The sequence below is a fragment of the Neisseria sp. HMSC065C04 genome (assembly GCF_001815375.1).
Classification (GTDB): domain Bacteria; phylum Pseudomonadota; class Gammaproteobacteria; order Burkholderiales; family Neisseriaceae; genus Neisseria; species Neisseria flavescens_D.
The window spans coordinates 151601-171148 of record NZ_KV820419.1 but is presented as its reverse complement, the minus strand read 5'-3'; the positions used below and the strand labels follow the sequence as shown (position 1 = coordinate 171148).

The following is a 19548-nucleotide window of genomic DNA, read 5'->3' as shown; positions in this document are numbered from 1 at the left end:
ATTATCCCTATAAAATTACGACACCATGTATAAATCCCGCCTTCTTCCTCTACCCGTATTGATTCTCTCCGCACTGAACGCCTATGCGGCCAATACGCCGAATCCGCCTGATCAAACCGATAAAAACGTACCCAACCAATTCGACAAAGACTTCCGCGACAATCTCGATCAGATTCATTCGGTCGAAATCCAAAAACGCGAGCAGTCGGCATGGGATTTACAGAAAAAACAAGATAACGACGCGGTTGCACAAGAAGGGCCGTCTGAAAACAATACCGAATGCTTGGATTACACGGGTATTGAGCTTTCCGGCATTACACTCATCGATTCCAAAAAGATTGAAGCCAAGCTCCCCAAATGCGTCAATCAAAACAGCATCAACCAACTGAACCGGGACATCGTTGCCGAGTATATCGCTCAAGGCTATCCGCACACGCAAATCAAATTTGAAACCACGACTGAACGCATCCTGAAATTGACAGTCATCGAAGGCAAAATCCGTGAGATTACCGGCGGCTCCCGTACGGTCAACGTCGACACCCTTTTCCCCAATCATCAAGGCAAACCGCTAAACATCCAATACCTCGACCAAGGTATCGAACAGGCAAACCATGTTGCCGGCAACAACGTCAGCATCGATGTTTATCCGCATGATGACGGCACCGCCTCCATCCAACTCAACAACGATGCCCAAAAACATTGGGGCGGCAGCGTCACCATCGACAATAAAGGCAGCAAACCCAATACCACGACACTGCGCAGCAGCCTGAATATCGGCAGCCCGTTGGGATTGAGCGACTCCCTTTATTTAAACGGCTATACCAATCTAAACAACCACGACAGCCATTACAGTCGCGGCGGCAGTATGTTCTACCAAGTACCTTATGGCGCATGGACATTCAGCACTTACGCCGTCGCGTCGCAATCGCAAAGCATCTTAACGCCCAGCGTAACGCGCTATGCCTACCGCTCCAAATCCAAAGCGGCAGGAATCAAAGCGGACCGCGTATTTTCACGCAGTCAAAAACACATTACCTCCGCCTATGCCGGCATCGATTATGTGAAACAGACTGCAAAATTTGCCGACAGCAAACTGGAACTGCAAAGCCCGGAAATCTATTCGGCACAAGTCGGCCTGTCGCATACAACCATCCTGCCAAACGGTATTTGGCTCAACAATATCGGCGTGGAACAAGGGTTTGCGAAAAATACCGAACATACGCCGTTCGACAAGCGCTATACCTCTGTATCCTTGCAAAGCAATTTGATTCAAAACCGCCCATTGGGTAAATGGATCGTGCGCAACCATCACCAAATCGATGCCCAATATAGCCCGCATGATTTGTTTGCCACCAAAGAAATGGACATCGTCGGTTATCAAAATGTACGCGGTTTCCGTTCAACTTCTTTGAGCGCAAACAGCGCAGTCCTGTTAAGCAATACTGTTTATTTCCGCCGCAATACGCCCCACGGCATCTATATCGAGCCTTATCTAGGCGCGGACATTGGCGTTGCCAAAAACAATAACGAAGGTTCGCAACGTGCCATGGGTGTGGTTGCAGGTTTAAATTTAGGCAAGGCGGACAAATGGCAGCTTTCTGCCGACTATGGCAAAGGTTTTGCACGCATGCCCAACCAATCAAACAGCGAAAAACAGGATCATGTGACTGTTTCTTTACGCATTCCATTTTAAAGTTATGTAAATATATATCCTTTTATCCAATATATAAACCGCCCATCTTAACATTATTAATTTTTCATTAATATCAATAAGATGGGTGGTTTATATTTGCATTTGAAATAGTGCACACAAGGCCTTACTGGTGGTATGATTGTAAAAAATTTTATAACAATGTTAATACATTCAAAATTTCCTCAGCAGAAATCCCATACCCGATATGGGATTTCTGATTCAATCTCCATCACGATAAATAAGGATTAAAATCCATGAAAATCGACACTTTATATCAGCCTAAGCTCTCAGCTTCCGGCAAAGTAACTGTCGCCGTGTGCTTTGCATTCCTGGGAAATGCAGCGGTAGCGGCCAATATCGAAGCCATCGGCCAAACTTCGGTACAGCAGCAACACAATGTTGACATCGTCAACATTGCCGCACCGACGGCCCAAGGTCTTTCTCACAACCAATATAACAAGTACAACGTTTCCCAACACGGTGCCGTTTTGAATAACGCCCTGTCTGCCGGTAAATCCCAACTGGCTGGAAACCTGTCTGCCAACAAAAACTTCCAAGGTCAGGCTGCATCTGTGATCTTGAATGAAGTGGTCAGCAAAAACCCTTCCCTGATCTTGGGTCAGCAAGAGATCTTCGGTATTGCCGCAGACTATGTTTTGGCAAACCCTAACGGCATTACCCACAACGGCGGCAGCATCCTGAATGCCAACCGCACATCCTTGGTTGTCGGTACGCCAACCGTTTCAGACGGCACGTTGAAATCTTTCAATATCAGCGACAATGGCAAACAACTGCAAGTAAACGGCAATTTGAGCGGCAACCGCGTAGTTGACCTGCTCGCGCCGCAAGTGGTTGTCGGCAAATCAGCCAACGTTAATGCTGCCGATGCCATCAACGTTTCTTCAGGCAAAAGCAACTTCGACTACAAAACCGCGCAAATCGAAGCATTGGACGCTGCTTCAAATGCGCCGGTGCTTGACGGCCATATCTTCGGCAGTATGCGCGCCGGTACCATCCGTATCCACGCGACCGACAAACGCGCCAAACAAAACATTCAAAATGCTACCATTACCGGCACCCGCTACCTGAATATCGACAGCAAAGGCAACCTGAGCATCCAGTCTGCCAATCTGACCGGCGCACAAATGGAACTGTTTGCCCGCGATACCGACATCAAAGGCACGGTTACCAGCCATTCCGCCAACAAATCTTCCAGCGGCAAAGAAGCGCAAAATGTTCAGCACTTCCGTTCTGACCGCAACAAAACGGAAACCTTTACCGCCAGCAATATCAATGCATCCGAGTCATTGACTTTGAACAATAGCGGCAGCCTCAACCTGAGCGCGGCCAACATCAATGCCGGCGCGCTGACTGCTTCTGCCACAGGCAATATCAATTCTAACGCGGTAAAAACCACCAACCGTACAGAATCCGACCACACTCAAAGCAAAGGCCTTTGGTACAACAACAACCTGAGCTCCTCTGCTGACGAAAGCCTGCATCAAACCAAAATCAATGCCGGTTCTGTCAATATTGCCACCACCGGCAAAGTTCAATTGGATGCGACCGAACTGAACTCGGCTGCTGATGCACGCATTGCCGCCCAACAAGGAATCGTATTAAGCAGCAACAGCGAAACCGACAGCAGCTCGACTTATGTCAGCTTCAAAAATGAAACTGCTGCCCTGAAAACCGGTATCGCTACAAAATCTTCCAAAAACTCTACCGCCCATCAAACCAAAATCTCCGCAGCCGGTGATATCGGTTTGATTTCCGAAGGCGATTTGAGCACTTACGGCGCAAGCATTGCGGCAAACGGCAATGTCGTTACCGATGTCAACAACATCAACTTGGGTACTCAAACCACCATCAACACCAACAGCCTCGACGACCAGAAAAAATACTGGGGCGGCCTGTTCGGCGGTGAAAGCCAAGTTCAAAACAACCGTACCGAAAACCTGCACGGCAGCAGCATTACTGCCAACTCAAACGTAGTTTTGGGTGCAAAAAACGGCGTCAACGTTTACGGCAGTACCGTTGAAGGCCAAGCCGGTACATTCGTCAGCTCCAAAGCAGGCAATGTCGATATTAAAAACGCCACCAGCACCGATACTTCCGCACAAAGCGCGCGTAAAGGTACGATTTTCAATATCACTACCTCTAAAACCAGCAGCAACAGCAGCATTGAAAAAGTAACCGGTTCTACCTTGGTTTCCAATGCCGACCTGACCGTTGTTTCCAACAAAGACATCAATGTGATCGGTTCTGCATTGTTTGCGGCACAAAAACTGCAACTTTCTTCCGCAGGCGATTTGACCATTGATGCTGCCAAAGCGGTAGAAAACAAACAGGTCAACGAGTATTCCATCAAAGGTTACTCTGGCACCGAAACCAATAAAGAAAACGGCAGCGTGACTGCCAAAGCCGGTATCAAATTCACCGATACCCATACCGATACCCATTCTGTCGGCCTGAACGGCAGCATTTTGACCGGTAAAAACACCCAGTTGTCTTCCAACTCAAACATTACCGTCAGCGGCAGCCAAGTCAACGGCGAAGAATCCGTCAACATTTCCGCAGCCAATGACGTCAATATTGTTGCATCCAAAGGCAGCAGCACTGTAACCGAATCCGGCCGCGTAACCGATTTGGGCGTATCTGCCACCGCATACGGAAAAAATAATGCCGCAGGCGTCGGCGTATCTGTCGGCATTACCAGCACCAAAACAGATGCAACGACCGTAACGGACACATCTCATGTATCCAACATCAACACCGGCGGCAACACCACCATCACTGCCAACGGCAATATTAATCAAGAAGGTACCGTGATTAATGCGACCGGCAATGTGATTGAGTCTGCCAAAAACGTTACCCATGCGGCGGCACACAGCAGCGCGAAATCCGATGTGAAACAAAACGGCGGCGGTTTGGTCGTTTCTGCCGGCATCAGCACCAACAAAGGCATCGGCGGTGAAATCACTGCGCAAGGTCAAGGCAACTCTTCGACCCACAATGAATCCACTGCAACCGTCACCACCATCAACGCAGGCAATGCCATCGTTTTGGCAAATGACAAAGTGTCTGATGAAGGTACAAAATACGATGTAACCGGTGCGATCAACATTGACGCAGGTTCATACCACAACACTGCCGCCCACAACACCAGCAACAGCAGCAGCAAACAAGGCGGCGCGTCTTTGACTGTCGGCGCATACACCAAAGACGGTTCAAACGTTGATGTGAATGCCAACCTGAACGTCAACTACGCTGATGAAAACAAAAAAGAATCTACCGCCGTCAAAGGCGATATGAATGCGGCCAATGTTGTCATCAACGCCAAAGACTCTGCTGTAATCGCATCCAACATTACTGCCAACAACAACGTCAACATTACCGCAGGCAACGGCGTAACCTTCACCGAGTCAGCCAATACTGCCTCCAACCAAGGTACAGCCGTTAATGTCGGTATCGGCGCTGGTGCGACAATCAATGTTGAAACCGGTGTGGCCGTTCCTCACGTCAACGGCTCTGTCGGCGTCAACAAAACCGATAACGCTTCTTCTACCGCCGCAGGCGCGAATGTAGCGGCCGGTAACGATATTAAAATCAATGCCAACAACGGCGACGTCAACCTGCACGGTACCAACTTGGTATCCAACAACTCCGTTGAAGTAGAAGGCAACAAAGTCAATACTTCCGGCGCGATCAGCAGCGTTAACGAAAAAAATCTGACCGTCAATGTCAACGGCAGCTACGCTTCAGGCAAACCAAACGGCGGCATCAACGCCAAAGGTAAAAACGACGCCAACGTAACCAATACGGCAAACGTCATCCAAAGCGACAATGTTGTTATTACTACCGGCTCTCCAACCGGTTTGAGCGTCAACAATACGGCCATCAACGGTAATAATGTTGTGCACTACTATGACAACACTAAAGCTTCTGCGGCGAACCGTTATACCTATCGTCCTCGCCAACCAAGCTACGCCAAACGCCGTTTGCGTTACTAAGATGCGCTATTGAAGTCATTGAATAGCCATTAAGACATGCCGTCTGAAAACAGAAAGTTTTCAGACGGCATTTTTATCATCGATGCAAAACCACACACTATCTCTGTTATGATAATGCCTCGCTAATATTATTCCGTTCCAACCATGTCTTCCGCCCTTCCTTTTGACGCGCTCACCCTTTCCATCGACGGCACCAACCTCATCGAAGCCTCCGCCGGTACGGGTAAAACCTACGGCATTGCCGCGCTCTTTACCCGACTGATTGTTTTAGAAAAAAAAGACATCGAGAAAATTCTGGTCGTTACCTTTACCAAAGCGGCGACAGCAGAACTGAAAACCCGTTTGCGCGCGCGTTTAGACGAAGTGTTGCAGGTTTTGAACGAAATCCAAACCCTGGGCGGCAAGCCAGAACATATTTCAGACGGCCTGAACAAATATTACGAAAAAGAGAAAAAATCCCCCGATGACTTTCTCAATCGCTTGATTCCTTTGGCTTTAGGTGAGCAAAACGGACAGGAAAGCTGCCATCGCCTGATTCTCCGCCTCAAAGCCGCGCTGAGCCAGTTTGACAACGCATCGATTTACACCATACACGGCTTCTGTCAGCGCGTCTTGCGCGATTACGCGTTTTTGTGCGGCGCACCTTTGGATGTCGAGCTGTCGGACGACTCGCGCGAAAGGCTGCTGATTCCAGCGCAGGACTTTTGGCGGCAGAAAGTGGCAACCGATACCACATTGGCACAATTGGTTTTTGACCGGAAATGCACGCCCGAAGAAATGCTTGCCGAAATCAAAAGCTACACCGGCCGCCCCTATCTGAAATTCAGACGGCCTGAAGGCGATTTGCAAGAAGCCCAAGCCAAGCTTCAAGAAACATGGGAAAAAATTTGCGGCCAATTGGAAGACTTGGAAAAAGCGTTTTGGGCAATTTTTCCCAAACTTAACGGCCAAACCTACAAAAGAAAAACCTTTGAAAATGTTTTTACCGATTTAAAAACAAATGCCGAATCCAACCGTCTGCCCCGCCTAAGCAAACAAACGCTGGAAAAATTAAGCCTCTTCAATATCGACACGCTCAACAGCAAACTGAAAAAAGAATATAAAGCCGATGCCGATGCGCTGGAAATTATTCAGCTGCAAGCCTTGGCTAATCTTGGTCGTGATTTGCAGGCAATGAAAAGCGCGGAAGAAGCAGTCTTCATCTGCCTGCAACTCGACCTACTTTCCTACATCAACCAATCCATTGCCGAACAAAAAAAATCACGCCGCGAGCGCGTGTTTGATGATTTGCTGCTGGATGTCCATCAGGCATTGACCACCAATGAACACGGCAACGCATTGGCAAAAGCGGCGGCGGCAAACTGGGAAATCGCGCTGATTGACGAATTCCAAGATACCGACCCGTTGCAGTACGAAATTTTCCGCCAAATTTTTATCGAACAAGGCTGCCCGCTGTTTCTCGTTGGCGACCCCAAACAGGCGATCTACAGCTTTCGCGGTGCGGACATTTACGCCTATCTGCAAGCCGCGCAAGATGCGGACAGGCATTACACCCTCGCCGTCAACTACCGCAGCCATGCCAAGCTGATCAACGGCATCAGCGCTTTGTTCAAACAAAAAAAACACCCCTTTGTATTGGAAAACATCGATTACAGCGAGGTCTCCGCCAGCCGCGCCGAAAGCCGGCTGGCGCCACACCGTCCTGCCATCCAAGTACGCTGGCTCAATACGGACGATCAAACCGGCAAAGAGATTTTGCGCGGCCGTGCCGCCGAATATTGCGCCGATGAAATTGCCTTTACGCTCAATGAAGCAGCCGAAGGCCGTCTGAATTTCAAAGGCCGCGCGTTGGAATCCGGCGACATTGCCGTTTTGGTCCGCACCAACAACGAAGCGGCGATGATTGCCGGAAAACTGAAACAGCGCCGTATCCAAAGCGTGTTGCTGTCGCGCCAGTCCGTTTTCGATTCCGCCGAGGCAGACTCGCTGTCCGCGCTGATCGGCTTTTGGCTTAACCCAAGGCAAACCGACTGGCTGCGCTTTGTCTTGACCGGCGTTTTGTTCGGCTATACCGCCAAAGAGATTTACGAACTCAACCACAACGAACATCAGCTGCTCAAATGGCTGGAGTCATCAGCCGAGGCCATGGAAAAATGGCGGAAAGGCGGCATTTTTGCCGCCGTGCAGCAGTTTGCCGCCCGACATGACATCGAAACACGCCTGCTCAAGGGCGGCAACGAACGCAGCCTGACCAATTACTACCAAATTTTGGAGCTGTTGGCCGAAGAAGACAGCCAAAGCCGCAACCCTGCCGCCCTACATAAATGGTTAAACGAGCAAATCAGCCGCGCGCGCAGCGGCCATTTCCCGTCAGACGCGCAGACCATCCGTCTTGAAAGCGACGAGAAACTGGTCAAAATCGTTACCATGCACGCGTCGAAAGGTTTGCAATATCCTTTGGTTTACTGCCCCTTCGCGTGGGATACCAAAGACAATTCCAAAGAAAACTGGAAAATCCTACATACCGAAAACCACGAAACCGAGCTGCTGGCAAAATCGCAAACCTCGGAAGCAGAACTAAGCCACCTTGCCGACGAAAAGACGGCGGAAGATTTACGCCTGCTTTATGTCGCCCTTACCCGCGCCGAAGAACAGCTCAACATCTACGCCGCCGCCAACAAAAACTGTACGCCGAACAATCCTTTTGCCTATCTGCTCGAAGGTTTGCCAGAGGCCGGCCGCGAAAGCGTCAGCCAAAGCTATCAAAGCGCGACAGATGTTGTAGAAATGCTCAAAACCAACTGGCAACGTTTCATCACAAACGCGCCCGAAAATACGGAATTCACCTTCACGGAAGAAGCCCCGCCGGAAACCGTCTACCAATACAGCCGCCAGCAAGACCAAGCCTTGAGTGCACATAGCATTAAACGCCGCGATTTTGACTTTATCCGCCACACCAGCTTTACCGGTTTGAGCAGGCATACCAAGTCAACCGATGAGCAACACGAGCCTTTGCAACCTGCCATCGATCCGGCAGAAAGCGCAGACCGTGCCATGCCGTCTGAAAACCTGCCGTCCCCGCTTTCAGACGGCCTCGATATCCATCATTTCCCCCGCGGCACCAATGCCGGCGTATGTTTGCATGAAATGTTGGAAAAACTCGACTTCGCCGCCTCTGCCGAGAGCCAATCCGAAATGATTGCCGAAGTGTTGCAACGCCACAGCTTTGAAGACAAATGGCTGCCGACGGTAAGCGCCATGCTCGACACCTGCCGCCTGACGCCTTTAATCAGTGAAAGCCTGTCGCAGATTCCGCCGACCCGACGCCTGCCCGAAATGGGGTTCACCCTGTACATGGACGATTTCAAACTGGACGACTTGCGCCGTTGGTTTGCCTCAAGCGAAGCAAACCTGCCGCCCGAATGCGTCCAAGCCGCGCAACTGCTTGATTTCCATGATTTACAAGGCTATTTAAACGGTTTTATCGATATGGTTTGCCAAGATTCAGACGGCCATGTCGTTTTAATCGACTACAAATCCAACCATTTGGGCAACAATGCAAGCGCCTACACGCAACAGGCGATGAACGAAGCCGTGGCGCATCATCACTACTACCTGCAAGCCCTGATCTACGCCGTTGCCATCGCGCGCTACTACGCCCTGCGCGGCAAGCCCTTACCCAAAATCGCCATCCGCTACCTCTTCCTGCGCGGCATGGACGGCTCGGATCAAGGAATCTGGAAATGGGACATCGATACCGCCCTGCTTTCCACTTTCGTTGAGCGGAAAATAAATTCCTGATAAATCAATTGTTAAAATATCAAAAAGGCCGTCTGAAACGTTTTCAGACGGCCTTTGATTATTTGTGCAAACCGCATTCCTTACTGTCTTTGCTTTCCCACCACCATCGTCCGGCGCGGATATTTTCGCCCAGCTTGACCGGACGCGTGCAAGGTTCGCACCCGATACTGGGATAGCCCTGATGATACAGCGCATTAAGTGGAACTTGGTGCTCGTGCGCATATGCCCAAACGTCCTGCTCTTCCCAATCGAAAATAGGATTGAATTTGGCGATGTTGCGGCCTGTATCCCGCTCTTCAAAATTCAATTCGCTGCGCGTTTCGGACTGGCTGCGGCGTTGTCCGGTCAGCCAGGCAGGCGCGTTGTGCAAAGCGCGGTTGAGCGGTTCGATTTTGCGGATATGGCAGCAACGGCGGCGCAACTCGACGCTGTCGTACATGGCGGTTGAGCCGAATTCCGCTTCAAATTCATCGGCGGTTTGCCGGTTGGGATAAAACACTTCCAATTCGGTTTGATAACGCGCATTGGTTTCGGCAATCAGCGCGGCGGTCTCGGGATTGAGTTTGCCCGTATTGAGCGTAATGATGCGGATGGGCAGTTTCAGACGGCAAACGGCATCGGTAATGACCATATCTTCAACCGCAAGGCTGGATGCGAACACGGCTTGCGGATAGCGCGCGGCAATGTCTTGCAAACGGTGCTCCAAAGCGGCCGCCAACTCAAGCAGGCGGTGGCGTTCGGCATCATTGGTTTCAGGGATTTTCCAAAATTGAGGACGGAATAAAGACATGGCTGGTTGTTCCTAATAATTTTCAGACGGCCTGTTGAAACGGCTGCCGATATGGTTATGGAACGATATTGTCCTGCGCCCTATCTTCAAACGGAAAGAATGCTTTTCTATTTCTTTATAACCAAAGCGTCTGCTGCTGGTTTTTCGGCAGCAAATGACTCACACCGATGCCGATCAGGCGGAAGGCGTCTTCGCGTTGCGGCGGTATGCGTTGCAGCAAAGTATGCGCCGCCTGAAGCAGCGAGGCACTGTCGGGCAGGACGGAAGAATACGTCAGCGAACGCGTAATAATGCGGAAATCGTGGGTTTTGAGTTTGAGGGTAACGCCTTTGGCTTCGACGTTTTTGCGCTCAATCTGCCGCCAAAGGTCTTCGGCAAGGTGCGGCAAATGGCTGGAAGCCTGCTCTAAAGACAAATCTTCGGGCAAAGTGATTTCGGTTGAGATTTGCAGGCGTTCGCGTTCGGCTTTGACCGGCCGCTCGTCGATACCGCGTGCCAAATCATAAAGGCGGTAGCCGTAGCGGCCGAAATGGTTTAAAAGTTCGCCGCGCTCAAAACGGTGCAAATCGCCGGCAGTCTGCATACCGAGGGCGTTCATTTTTTTCAGCGTAACTTTGCCGACACCGGGAATCTTACCCAACGGCAAGCTCTCCAAAAACGCCATGATTTTGGGTGGCGGCAATACAAACTGTCCGTTTGGCTTGCGCCAGTCGGAAGCGATTTTGGCCAAAAACTTATTGGGCGCGATGCCTGCAGAGGCCGTCAAACCGGTTTCTTCAAAAATTTCGGCGCGAATGCGTTTGGCCACCTCGCTGGCGTACGGGATATTTTTAAAATTTCGGGTAACATCCAAATAGGCTTCGTCCAAAGACAAAGGCTCGATCAAATCGGTATAACGCCGAAACACGGCATGAATCTGCGCCGACACTTGGCGATACAAATCGAAATGCGGCGGCACAAACACCGCCTGCGGACACAGCCTTTTTGCCGTCGCCACCGACATGGCCGAGTGCAAACCGAATTTGCGCGCTTCATAAGACGCGGCACAAATGACCGAGCGCGCACCGTCCCATGCCACAACGACGGGCAGCCCTTTCAAATGCGGCTGCTCGCGCAGTTCTACCGAAGCGTAGAATGCGTCCATATCGATATGGATGATTTTGCGTTGGGACATGGGAAAAGGTGGATAAGGAAAAGGCTTATTGTAACAAAAGGCCGTCTGAAATTTCAGACGGCCTCTATGTTCAAACCTTATTTTTTACCGGAAAGCTGATCAAACAATCCGCCGTCGGCAAAGAATTTTTTCATGATGTCCGACCAAGCGCCGAACTTCTCATTCGGATTGAAGGTTTCAATATCGGGGAAGTCGGCTTTGTGTTTGGCCAACACTTCGGTATTGCGCGGACGCAGATAAAGATTGGCGGCCAACTCTTGAGCCGGTTCGCTCCAGAGGTTTTGCAGATAGGCTTCGGCAGCGGAGCGTGTGCCTTTTTTGTCGACTACGCTGTCCACGACGGCAACCGGTGCTTCGGAAAGAATGGTGTAGCTCGGATAGACGATTTCAAACTGGTCTTGGGTCAGCTTTTTGCTGACGTAGTTGGCCTCATTTTCAAAGGTAACCAAGACATCGCCGATATTGCGTTGACTGAAGGTCGTCGTTGCCGCGCGACCGCCGTTTTCAAATACAGGCGTGTTTTTCAGCAATGCGGCCACAAAATCTTTGGTTTTGCCTTCATCGCCGTTATTCACTTTCAAACCATAACCATACGCACCCAAAAAGGCGTAGCGGCCGTTGCCGGTGGTTTTCGGGTTCGCCAAAACGATTTGCACGCCGTCTTTGGCCAAATCGCCCCAGTCTTGGATGTGTTTTGGATTGCCTTTGCGTACCAAGAAAACGACGTTACTGGTATAAGGCACGGCATTGTCCGGCAGACGGGTGTTCCAATCGGCTTTGACCAAACCTTTTTTCACCAAAAGCTCGATATCGGAAGTCTGGTTCATGGTCACCACATCGGCAGCCAAACCATTGGCGACAGCCAAAGCCTGCTTGCTGGAGCCACCGTGCGACTGTTGGACTTCAACCGTTGCACCGCCGTTTTTCGCAGCATATTCTTTAACAAACAAAGGATTGTATTCTTTATAAAAATCTCGTGCGACATCATAAGAGACGTTCAACAGCTTCACATTACCGCCCTTGCCTGCGGAAGCTGCATTGTCGGCAGATTGTTCGTTTTTGGGAGAGCAGGCACTCAACGCCAGCGCGGCGGTCAATGCGGCAAAAGAAAGGGTACGGATATTCATGGTCGGCTCCTATTAAAAGTATGGCGATACTTTATCGGGATCGGAGGCAAACGGGAAATAATGTTTGCTTTTGGGTTTATCAGTTTTGGTTATATAAACTAAGGCCGTCTGAAATCAAAAAATAATTACTTATAACTATAAAATCTAAACCATATTATTTACAAAGTTAATAAAAAAGAGTACCGTTCGTATTCGCCGAATCATTAGGCGTTTTGTTCAATAATAGAAAGATGGAGTGTAGAAACGATGAAACAATGGATGCTTTTAGGATTGCTGGGATTGGGCGCAGTGGCGCAGGCGCACGATGTTTGGGTGGCTGCACCGACACATCAGCCTGCCGGCCAAATCCTGCATGCGGATTTGGGTTACAGCCATGACTTCCCCAATGTCGAAAAAATCGCCGACGACCGCGTACATATTTTCAAACCGCTGCAATTGACCGGTAGCTCAAAGAAAACCGTTGATTTGGTAAATAAAGGCGAAAACTATCAATACGTTTCCAAAGCCGCCCTGCCTGAAGGCTCCTACTGGGTCAGCGCAACCTACAAACCGACTTTCTGGTCGAAAAACCAAGACGGCTGGAAACAGCAAACCTTGAAACAGCTGGCCGGTGCCACCTATTGCGAACAATCGCAAATGTTCGGCAAGAGTTTCGTCCAAGTGGGCAACGGCGCAGTTGATGAAGCGGTATTGACCCGCCCTATCGGCCAAGAGCTGGAACTGGTTCCGCTGAAAAATCCGAACGAAGTCAAAGCCGGCGGTATTTTGCCGGTCAAAGTCCTGTACAAAGGCGAGCCTTTGGTTAAAGCCACCGTTACCGCCAGCTCGGACACTTTGGCGGAAATGGACTTGGAATCGACCCATGACCACCGCGAACCTCAAGGCTTCTCCGGCAAAACCGATAAAAACGGCGTGGTCAATGTGATTACGCTGATTGACGGTTTGTGGAAAATCAAAGTCGTGAACGAGACCGATTACGGCGATAAAAGCGTATGTCAGAAAGACAATACTTACGCAACGCTGATTGTGCCTGTTGGTACCAAACGCGCAGCCGCACGCCATGCCCACCATCATCATTAACAACCATTAAAAAAGGCCGTCTGAACTTTCAGACGGCCTTCATTTATTCTAATTCATAACCCAAATTTCTAAAAAAACGGGAGAATGTTTCCAACTCATCACCATTTAATTGGGTAAAACGGATACGGTTGCAGCTGGTCAAGACCACACTTCCCATCCAGTGCGCCCCAAAGACGCGCTCTAAAGGGACATTCCTCATTCGATTGATAAACGGTACTTCTGAAGAAAATTGTGTAGCAATATTCGGAGGCGCGAATTTCAAACCCAAGTCCTGCAATCTATAACGGTGTTGCGCCGTCAAAAACATATCTTCGTGGTGCAGACGCACCAGCCATTCCATACCGGCAATTTTTCCGTCTTCCGGCGGCAAAGGCGGCTGGATTTCTACATTTAAGCCCAGCTGTCGCGGCATGGTTAAAAGCCGCTTGCTGCGCAGGCTGAAACCACCGTTCTGTGGCTCGTCCAAATTCGGGGAGTTCTGAATCAGATGCTGTTTGGCCAAATATTGGTCGGTTCCCTTCAGGAAAAACTGCCCGTCTGCTTCGGTTTCCAACAAAATCGGCAAAGGTGCGCCGATATAATCATATTCCCGATAGGCATCCTGCCAGTTTTGACCGTTTAACACCCAGCCGTCATTTTGAACAATCAAACAATAATCGGTTTCGATGTAATACATCAGTTGGTACAAAACAAACAGATTGTATTCCAGATAACCGAATGGCCGGCAAAGCTGATGTCGGATATTTTTCGGCAAACCTTGCGGACAGCTCGGGCTGATCAGCAATCCACGGCTGCCGGGCAATTCGGCACAGCTGCGGATAATGGCATACATCGTGCCCTCGGTATAAGAATCTGCGCCGGTAATACCAACCACGGTAATATCAGTAAAACTCATTATATATTTCCCCTGTTTCAGACGGCCTTTAAGTTATTTACGACGCCTTGTTGCAGATATCTTTCAAACGATACAAGGCATCCAAGGCTTCGCGCGGCGTGAGGTTGTCTGGCTGAATTTGCACTAACGCCTCAGCCAATTCATTGGTCTGCAAATTATCGACAGGTTCAATTTCTTGTTCTTTCCCTTCCTCATCTTCCCTATTTTCAGACCGCATCGCGCTGAAAATATCCAACTGTGGACGGTTGGCGGCGGCTTGGTTTTCCAAATCGTTTAAATGCTTTTGAGCCGCTTTCAAAGCGCGGTTGGGCAGGCCTGCGAGTTTGGCAACGGCGATACCGTAGCTTTTGCTGGCAGGGCCTGGCTCGATGTGGTGGAGGAAGACAATGTCCTGCCCTTGCTCAAGCGCGGAGAGGTGCATATTGACTGCCGTTGCGTGGGCTTCGGGCAATTTGGTCAGCTCGAAATAGTGGGTGGCAAAGAGGCTGAAGGATTTGTTTTTTTGCAGCAAATGTTCGGCGATGGCTTGGGCAAGGGCGAGGCCGTCAAAAGTCGAAGTTCCGCGACCGACTTCGTCCATGAGGACGAGGGATTGCTCGGTGGCGTGGTGGAGGATGTAGGCGGTTTCGCTCATTTCGACCATAAAGGTGGAGCGGTTGGAAGCTAGGTCGTCCGATGCGCCGATACGGGTAAAGATTTGGTCGATGGGGCCGATTTGGGCTGAATCGGCAGGCACGAAGCTGCCGGTGTGCGCCATGAGAACGATGTGGGCGACTTGGCGCATGTAAGTGGATTTACCGCCCATGTTGGGGCCGGTCAGGAGCATGAGACGGTGTTTGTGGTCGAGTCGGGTGTGGTTGGCGGTGAAGTGGCGCACTTGTTGCTCAACGACGGGATGGCGGCCGTTTTCGATATGTATGACCGGATAGTCGGCAAACTCGGGGCAGACGAAGCCGCGTTCGGCCGCAATCGCGGCAAACGTAGAAAGTACGTCGAGTGCAGCGGCGGCTTTGGCTGCTTTTTGAAGCTGCGGCAAGGCCGTCTGAACTTCTTTCAGCAGGGCTTCAAACAGGCGTTTTTCCAATGCCAATGCCTGCTCTTGCGCGGTCAGGACCTTATCTTCGAAGGTTTTGAGTTCGGGGGTGATGAAGCGTTCAGCGTTTTTCAGGGTCTGGCGGCGTTGGTAGTCGGCGGGGGCTTGTCCGGCCTGGACTTTGGAAAGCTCGATGTAGAAGCCGTGGACGCGGTTGAACTCGACTTTGAGGGTGGAGAGGCCGGTGCGTTCGCGTTCGCGCGCTTCGAGGTCGAGCAGGAATTCGTCGCCGTGGTTTTGGATGTGGCGCAACTCGTCGAGTTCTGCGCAATAGCCTTGGTTGATGACGCCGCCGTCTTTGAGCCAGACGGCGGGTTCGGGCATCACGGCGGCTTTGAGGGTTTCGGCGACGGGCAGGGTTTCGGGGAAAACGGCTTTGAGGGTTTCTAAGAGACTGCTGCCCTCGGCGGACAGTTCGATTTCATTCAGGGCAAACAGGCTGTCGCGCAAGGCGGCAAGGTCGCGCGGGCGGGCGTTGCCGACGGCGATGCGGGCGGCGATGCGTTCGATGTCCGCGATGTTTTTCAGACGGCCTTGCAGGGTTTCGTATTGCGAACCCAGCGCGGCAACGGCTTCTTGGCGGGCGCGGATGTGGGCGCGGCTGCGTAAGGGGTGGTGCAGCCAGAGTGCCAAGAGGCGGCTGCCCATGTGGGTGGCGCAGCCGTCGAGTATGGAAAACAGGGTCGGCGATTTTTTGCCGGAGAGGGTTTGCGTGATTTCGAGATTGCGGCGCGTGGCGGCGTCCATGCCGATATATTGGCTGTCGGTTTCGAGCGAAATGCCGTCTAAGTGTTGCGGCATCAGGTTTTGCGTCAGGCGGATGTAGTTCAGCAGCGCGCCCGCCGCGCCGACGGCGGCTTCGTGTTCCTTGCCGTCCAAACCGAAGCCGTGCAGGTCTTGGCAGCCGAAGTATTCGGTCAACAATTTCGCGCCTGCATCGGCGGCAAACTGCCACGAGTTCAGGCGCGTGATGTTGGCAGAAGTTGCATGAAAACCGTCAGGCAGGCTTTTGCCTTCGGGCAACAGGATTTCCGCCGCCTGCAAACGCGCCAGCTCGTCGGCGAGTTTGTCCGCCGTCGTCAGCTTGGTTTTGAATTCGCCGCTTTGCAAAGATGCCCACGCGATGGCGACGTGTTTTTTATCCGCGTTCACCGCCGCGATGCGGTTGGTTTCCTTGTCTTCCAAAAACGCCGCGTCGGTCAGTGTGCCGGGCGTCACAATGCGCACGACTTTGCGCTCCACCGGCCCTTTGCCCGTGCCGACTTCGCCCACCTGCTCGCACACCGCCACGCTTTTGCCCATCTTCACCAGTCGCGCCAGATACTGCTCCGCCGCATGAAACGGCACGCCCGCCATCTTAATCGGTACGCCGTCCATCTGCCCGCGCGTGGTCAGGGTGATGTCCAACAGCTTTGCCGCCTCCACTGCGTCATCCAAAAACAACTCGTAAAAATCGCCCATGCGGTAAAACACCAGCTTGTCGGCGTGTTGCGATTTGATGGCGAGATACTGCTGCATCATCGGGGAAACGGTGGGTTTGGACATGGAAAAGCCTTAGAAACGCAAAAGCGTTATTGTAACAAAAGGCCGTCTGAAAAACAGGTTTCAGACGGCCTTTAACAGCAGCTTGGTTTTAAGCCAAAGCCACTTCCAAATTATCAATCAGGCGCGTGGCACCCAAACGGGCAGCGGCAAGCACCACCAATTCTTTATCGCCAACATGAGCTACTGCCAAGCTCTGTGCATGGCGGATTTCAACATAATCAACCACCCAGCCGGCATCGGTCAAACGGCGGATACATTCGGCCTCAAGCTGGGCGTAATTAAGATTGCCGTTTTTCAGGGCAGTGGCAATGTTTTGCAACTCTTGATAGAGGCGCGGTGCTTCTGCGCGCTCTGCTTCGCTCAAATATTGGTTGCGGCTGGAAAGTGCCAGGCCGTCTGAAGCGCGGCCGGTATCAACCGGGACGATTTCGATATTGAAATTCAAGTCTTCGACAAAGCCTTTGATAATCGCCAGCTGCTGATAGTCTTTTTTACCGAAACAGGCGGTATCGGGTTGAACGATGTTGAACAACTTGGTCACAACGGTCGCAACGCCGCGGAAATGGCCCGGGCGGAATTTGCCGCACAATTCGTTTTGCAGGTGCGGAGGCTCGACATTGAAACGCTGTTCCACATTCGGATACAGCTCTTTTTCATCAGGCGCAAACACGACGGCAACGCCCTCTCCTGCCAATTTGTCGGCATCTTGTTGCAAAGTGCGCGGATATTTGTCGAAATCCTCGCCTTGTCCGAATTGCAGGCGGTTGACAAAAATGCTGACCACAACGTTATCGGCACGTTTTTTTGCTTCGCGCACCAGCGCAAGATGGCCCTCGTGCAGATTGCCCATAGTCGGTACAAATGCCACTTTTCCGGCAGTTTTGCGCCACTCGCGCAATTCTTTAATCGTATGAATGATTTGCATGGTTTGAAAAATCCTTTATCTTTTCCGCCGTTTTATCAACGGAAATCACGCGCCGATTATACGCTTTTATTCATTAAAAAGGCCGTCTGAAATAAGTTTCAGACGGCCTGGTTTTTATTTTATCCGGCAAATGTATGTTCGACAGATGGGAACGTTTTTGCTTTGACTTCGTCCACATAAGCTTTGACCGCAGCTTGAACGCTGTCTTTGCCCTGCATAAAGTTCTTCACGAATTTGGCGGTTTTACCGGGGAAAATGCCGAGCATATCGTGCATCACCAAAACCTGACCGTCGCAATCCACGCCTGCGCCAATACCGATGGTCGGGCAAGAAACGGTTTCGGTCACTTTTTTCGCCAACTCCGCAGGAACGCATTCCATCAATACGATTGCCGCACCTGCCGCATCATGCGCTTTGGCGTCGTTGAGCAACGCTTCCGCCTTATCGCCTCGGCCTTGAACTTTATAGCCGCCGAATGCAAACACGGATTGCGGGGTCAGGCCGATGTGGGCGCAAACAGGGATACCGCGCATTTGCAGAAATTCAGTGGTCTCCGCCATCCAGACACCGCCTTCGAGCTTGACCATATGCGCGCCGGCCGCCATCAACTCTGCCGCCGCCGCAAATGCCTGCTCTTTGCTCTGCTGATATGCGCCAAATGGCAAATCACTGACAATCATGGCATTTTTAGTGCCACGAGCCACGCATTCAGTGTGGTAGCACATATCCTGCAAGCTCACTGGCAAAGTGGACTGACGACCTTGCACCGCCATACCCAAAGAATCACCGACCAGCAATACATCTACGCCGGCATTGTCCATCAGCGCGGCAAAGCTGGATTCATAAGCGGTCAGCATGGCGATTTTTTCGCCCTCTGCTTTCATTTTTTGCAAAGTGTTTACGGTAATCATGGTGTTTTGTGTGTTCCGCCCGACGGGCAGCCCTTTGTTGTAATGGAAACGCGGTATTATAAGGTCTGCTTTTAAAATATCAAAGCATAAGCAAAAAGCCCGACTGCTTTCACAATCGGGCTTTTAATTGGTGCCGGCACCAAGAGTCGAACTCGGGACCCCCTGATTACAAGTCAGGTGCTCTACCAACTGAGCTATACCGGCCTACTGAAATGCCTTGCGGCACCATCAGTCTTTAACTGGTGCCGGCACCAAGAGTCGAACTCGGGACCCCCTGATTACAAGTCAGGTGCTCTACCAACTGAGCTATACCGGCAAAGAAGTCGGAATTATGCCGATAAGTTCCCATTTTGGCAAGCATTTTAAAACAAAGTTACTCACGAAATTATAAAAACCAATGATTTTAAAGAAAATTAAATAAATACCTTACCTCTCAATTCAACACGCTCAAAGGCCGTCTGAAAACCGCTCCAGCACAAAACATCATTGTTTCTGTTAAAA

General features: G+C 51.0%; 11 protein-coding genes and 2 tRNA genes. 4 read left to right on the top strand and 9 right to left on the bottom strand.

What is annotated here, in order from left to right; all coding sequences use genetic code 11:
* Positions 1-25: 25 nt before the first annotated feature.
* The 3 genes from HMPREF3022_RS07550 (at position 26) to recB (ending at position 9507) form a co-directional block, all read left to right on the top strand.
* Positions 26-1693 (top strand): ShlB/FhaC/HecB family hemolysin secretion/activation protein, encoded by a 1668-nt coding sequence (locus tag HMPREF3022_RS07550; RefSeq protein WP_049333432.1) that lies wholly within the window; start codon positions 26-28, stop codon positions 1691-1693.
* Between the two features lie 254 nt (positions 1694-1947).
* The gene (locus tag HMPREF3022_RS07545) at positions 1948-5706 is read left to right on the top strand and encodes a hemagglutinin repeat-containing protein (protein WP_070765396.1); all 3759 of its coding nucleotides are present in this window, start codon (positions 1948-1950) and stop codon (positions 5704-5706) included.
* Positions 5707-5850: 144 nt separating this feature from the next.
* Positions 5851-9507, top strand: a complete 3657-nt coding sequence (recB, locus tag HMPREF3022_RS07540) for an exodeoxyribonuclease V subunit beta (RefSeq protein WP_070765395.1) — start codon at positions 5851-5853, stop codon at positions 9505-9507.
* A gap of 58 nt (positions 9508-9565) precedes the next feature.
* Here the strand turns inward: recB and HMPREF3022_RS07535 are convergent, their stop codons facing one another.
* The 3 genes from HMPREF3022_RS07535 to HMPREF3022_RS07525 all read right to left on the bottom strand — a co-directional run bounded on the left by HMPREF3022_RS07535 (position 9566) and on the right by HMPREF3022_RS07525 (position 12592).
* On the bottom strand, positions 9566-10297 hold the full coding sequence (locus tag HMPREF3022_RS07535) for a phosphoadenylyl-sulfate reductase (protein ID WP_070765394.1): 732 nt from the start codon (positions 10295-10297) through the stop codon (positions 9566-9568).
* A 115-nt stretch (positions 10298-10412) separates the two neighbouring features.
* Positions 10413-11471 (bottom strand): DNA polymerase IV, encoded by a 1059-nt coding sequence (gene dinB, locus HMPREF3022_RS07530; RefSeq protein WP_049333441.1) that lies wholly within the window; start codon positions 11469-11471, stop codon positions 10413-10415.
* Positions 11472-11548: 77 nt separating this feature from the next.
* A complete protein-coding gene (locus HMPREF3022_RS07525) occupies positions 11549-12592 on the bottom strand; it encodes a sulfate ABC transporter substrate-binding protein (protein WP_192832390.1) in 1044 nt (347 codons plus the stop codon).
* Positions 12593-12844: 252 nt separating this feature from the next.
* On the opposite strand from HMPREF3022_RS07525, the gene HMPREF3022_RS07520 reads away from it, so the two are divergent.
* Complete coding sequence (locus HMPREF3022_RS07520; protein WP_070765393.1) at positions 12845-13678, top strand: DUF4198 domain-containing protein; 834 nt, start codon at positions 12845-12847, stop codon at positions 13676-13678.
* 43 nt (positions 13679-13721) lie between these two features.
* Here HMPREF3022_RS07520 and HMPREF3022_RS07515 read toward each other — a convergent pair whose 3' ends face one another.
* The 6 genes from HMPREF3022_RS07515 to HMPREF3022_RS07490 form a co-directional block, all read right to left on the bottom strand.
* Entirely contained in the window at positions 13722-14573 is an 852-nt protein-coding gene (locus HMPREF3022_RS07515) for a DUF5672 family protein (protein ID WP_070765392.1), read from the bottom strand.
* A gap of 37 nt (positions 14574-14610) precedes the next feature.
* Complete coding sequence (gene mutS, locus HMPREF3022_RS07510; RefSeq protein WP_070765391.1) at positions 14611-17211, bottom strand: DNA mismatch repair protein MutS; 2601 nt, start codon at positions 17209-17211, stop codon at positions 14611-14613.
* 88 nt (positions 17212-17299) lie between these two features.
* Positions 17300-18136, bottom strand: coding sequence for a pantoate--beta-alanine ligase (panC, locus tag HMPREF3022_RS07505; RefSeq protein ID WP_049333452.1), 837 nt, complete (start codon positions 18134-18136; stop codon positions 17300-17302).
* 119 nt (positions 18137-18255) lie between these two features.
* On the bottom strand, positions 18256-19047 hold the full coding sequence (gene panB, locus HMPREF3022_RS07500; RefSeq protein ID WP_049333454.1) for a 3-methyl-2-oxobutanoate hydroxymethyltransferase: 792 nt from the start codon (positions 19045-19047) through the stop codon (positions 18256-18258).
* A 128-nt stretch (positions 19048-19175) separates the two neighbouring features.
* Positions 19176-19251: transfer RNA gene (locus tag HMPREF3022_RS07495), tRNA-Thr, on the bottom strand.
* A 36-nt stretch (positions 19252-19287) separates the two neighbouring features.
* Positions 19288-19363: transfer RNA gene (locus HMPREF3022_RS07490), tRNA-Thr, on the bottom strand.
* Positions 19364-19548 lie beyond the last annotated feature (185 nt).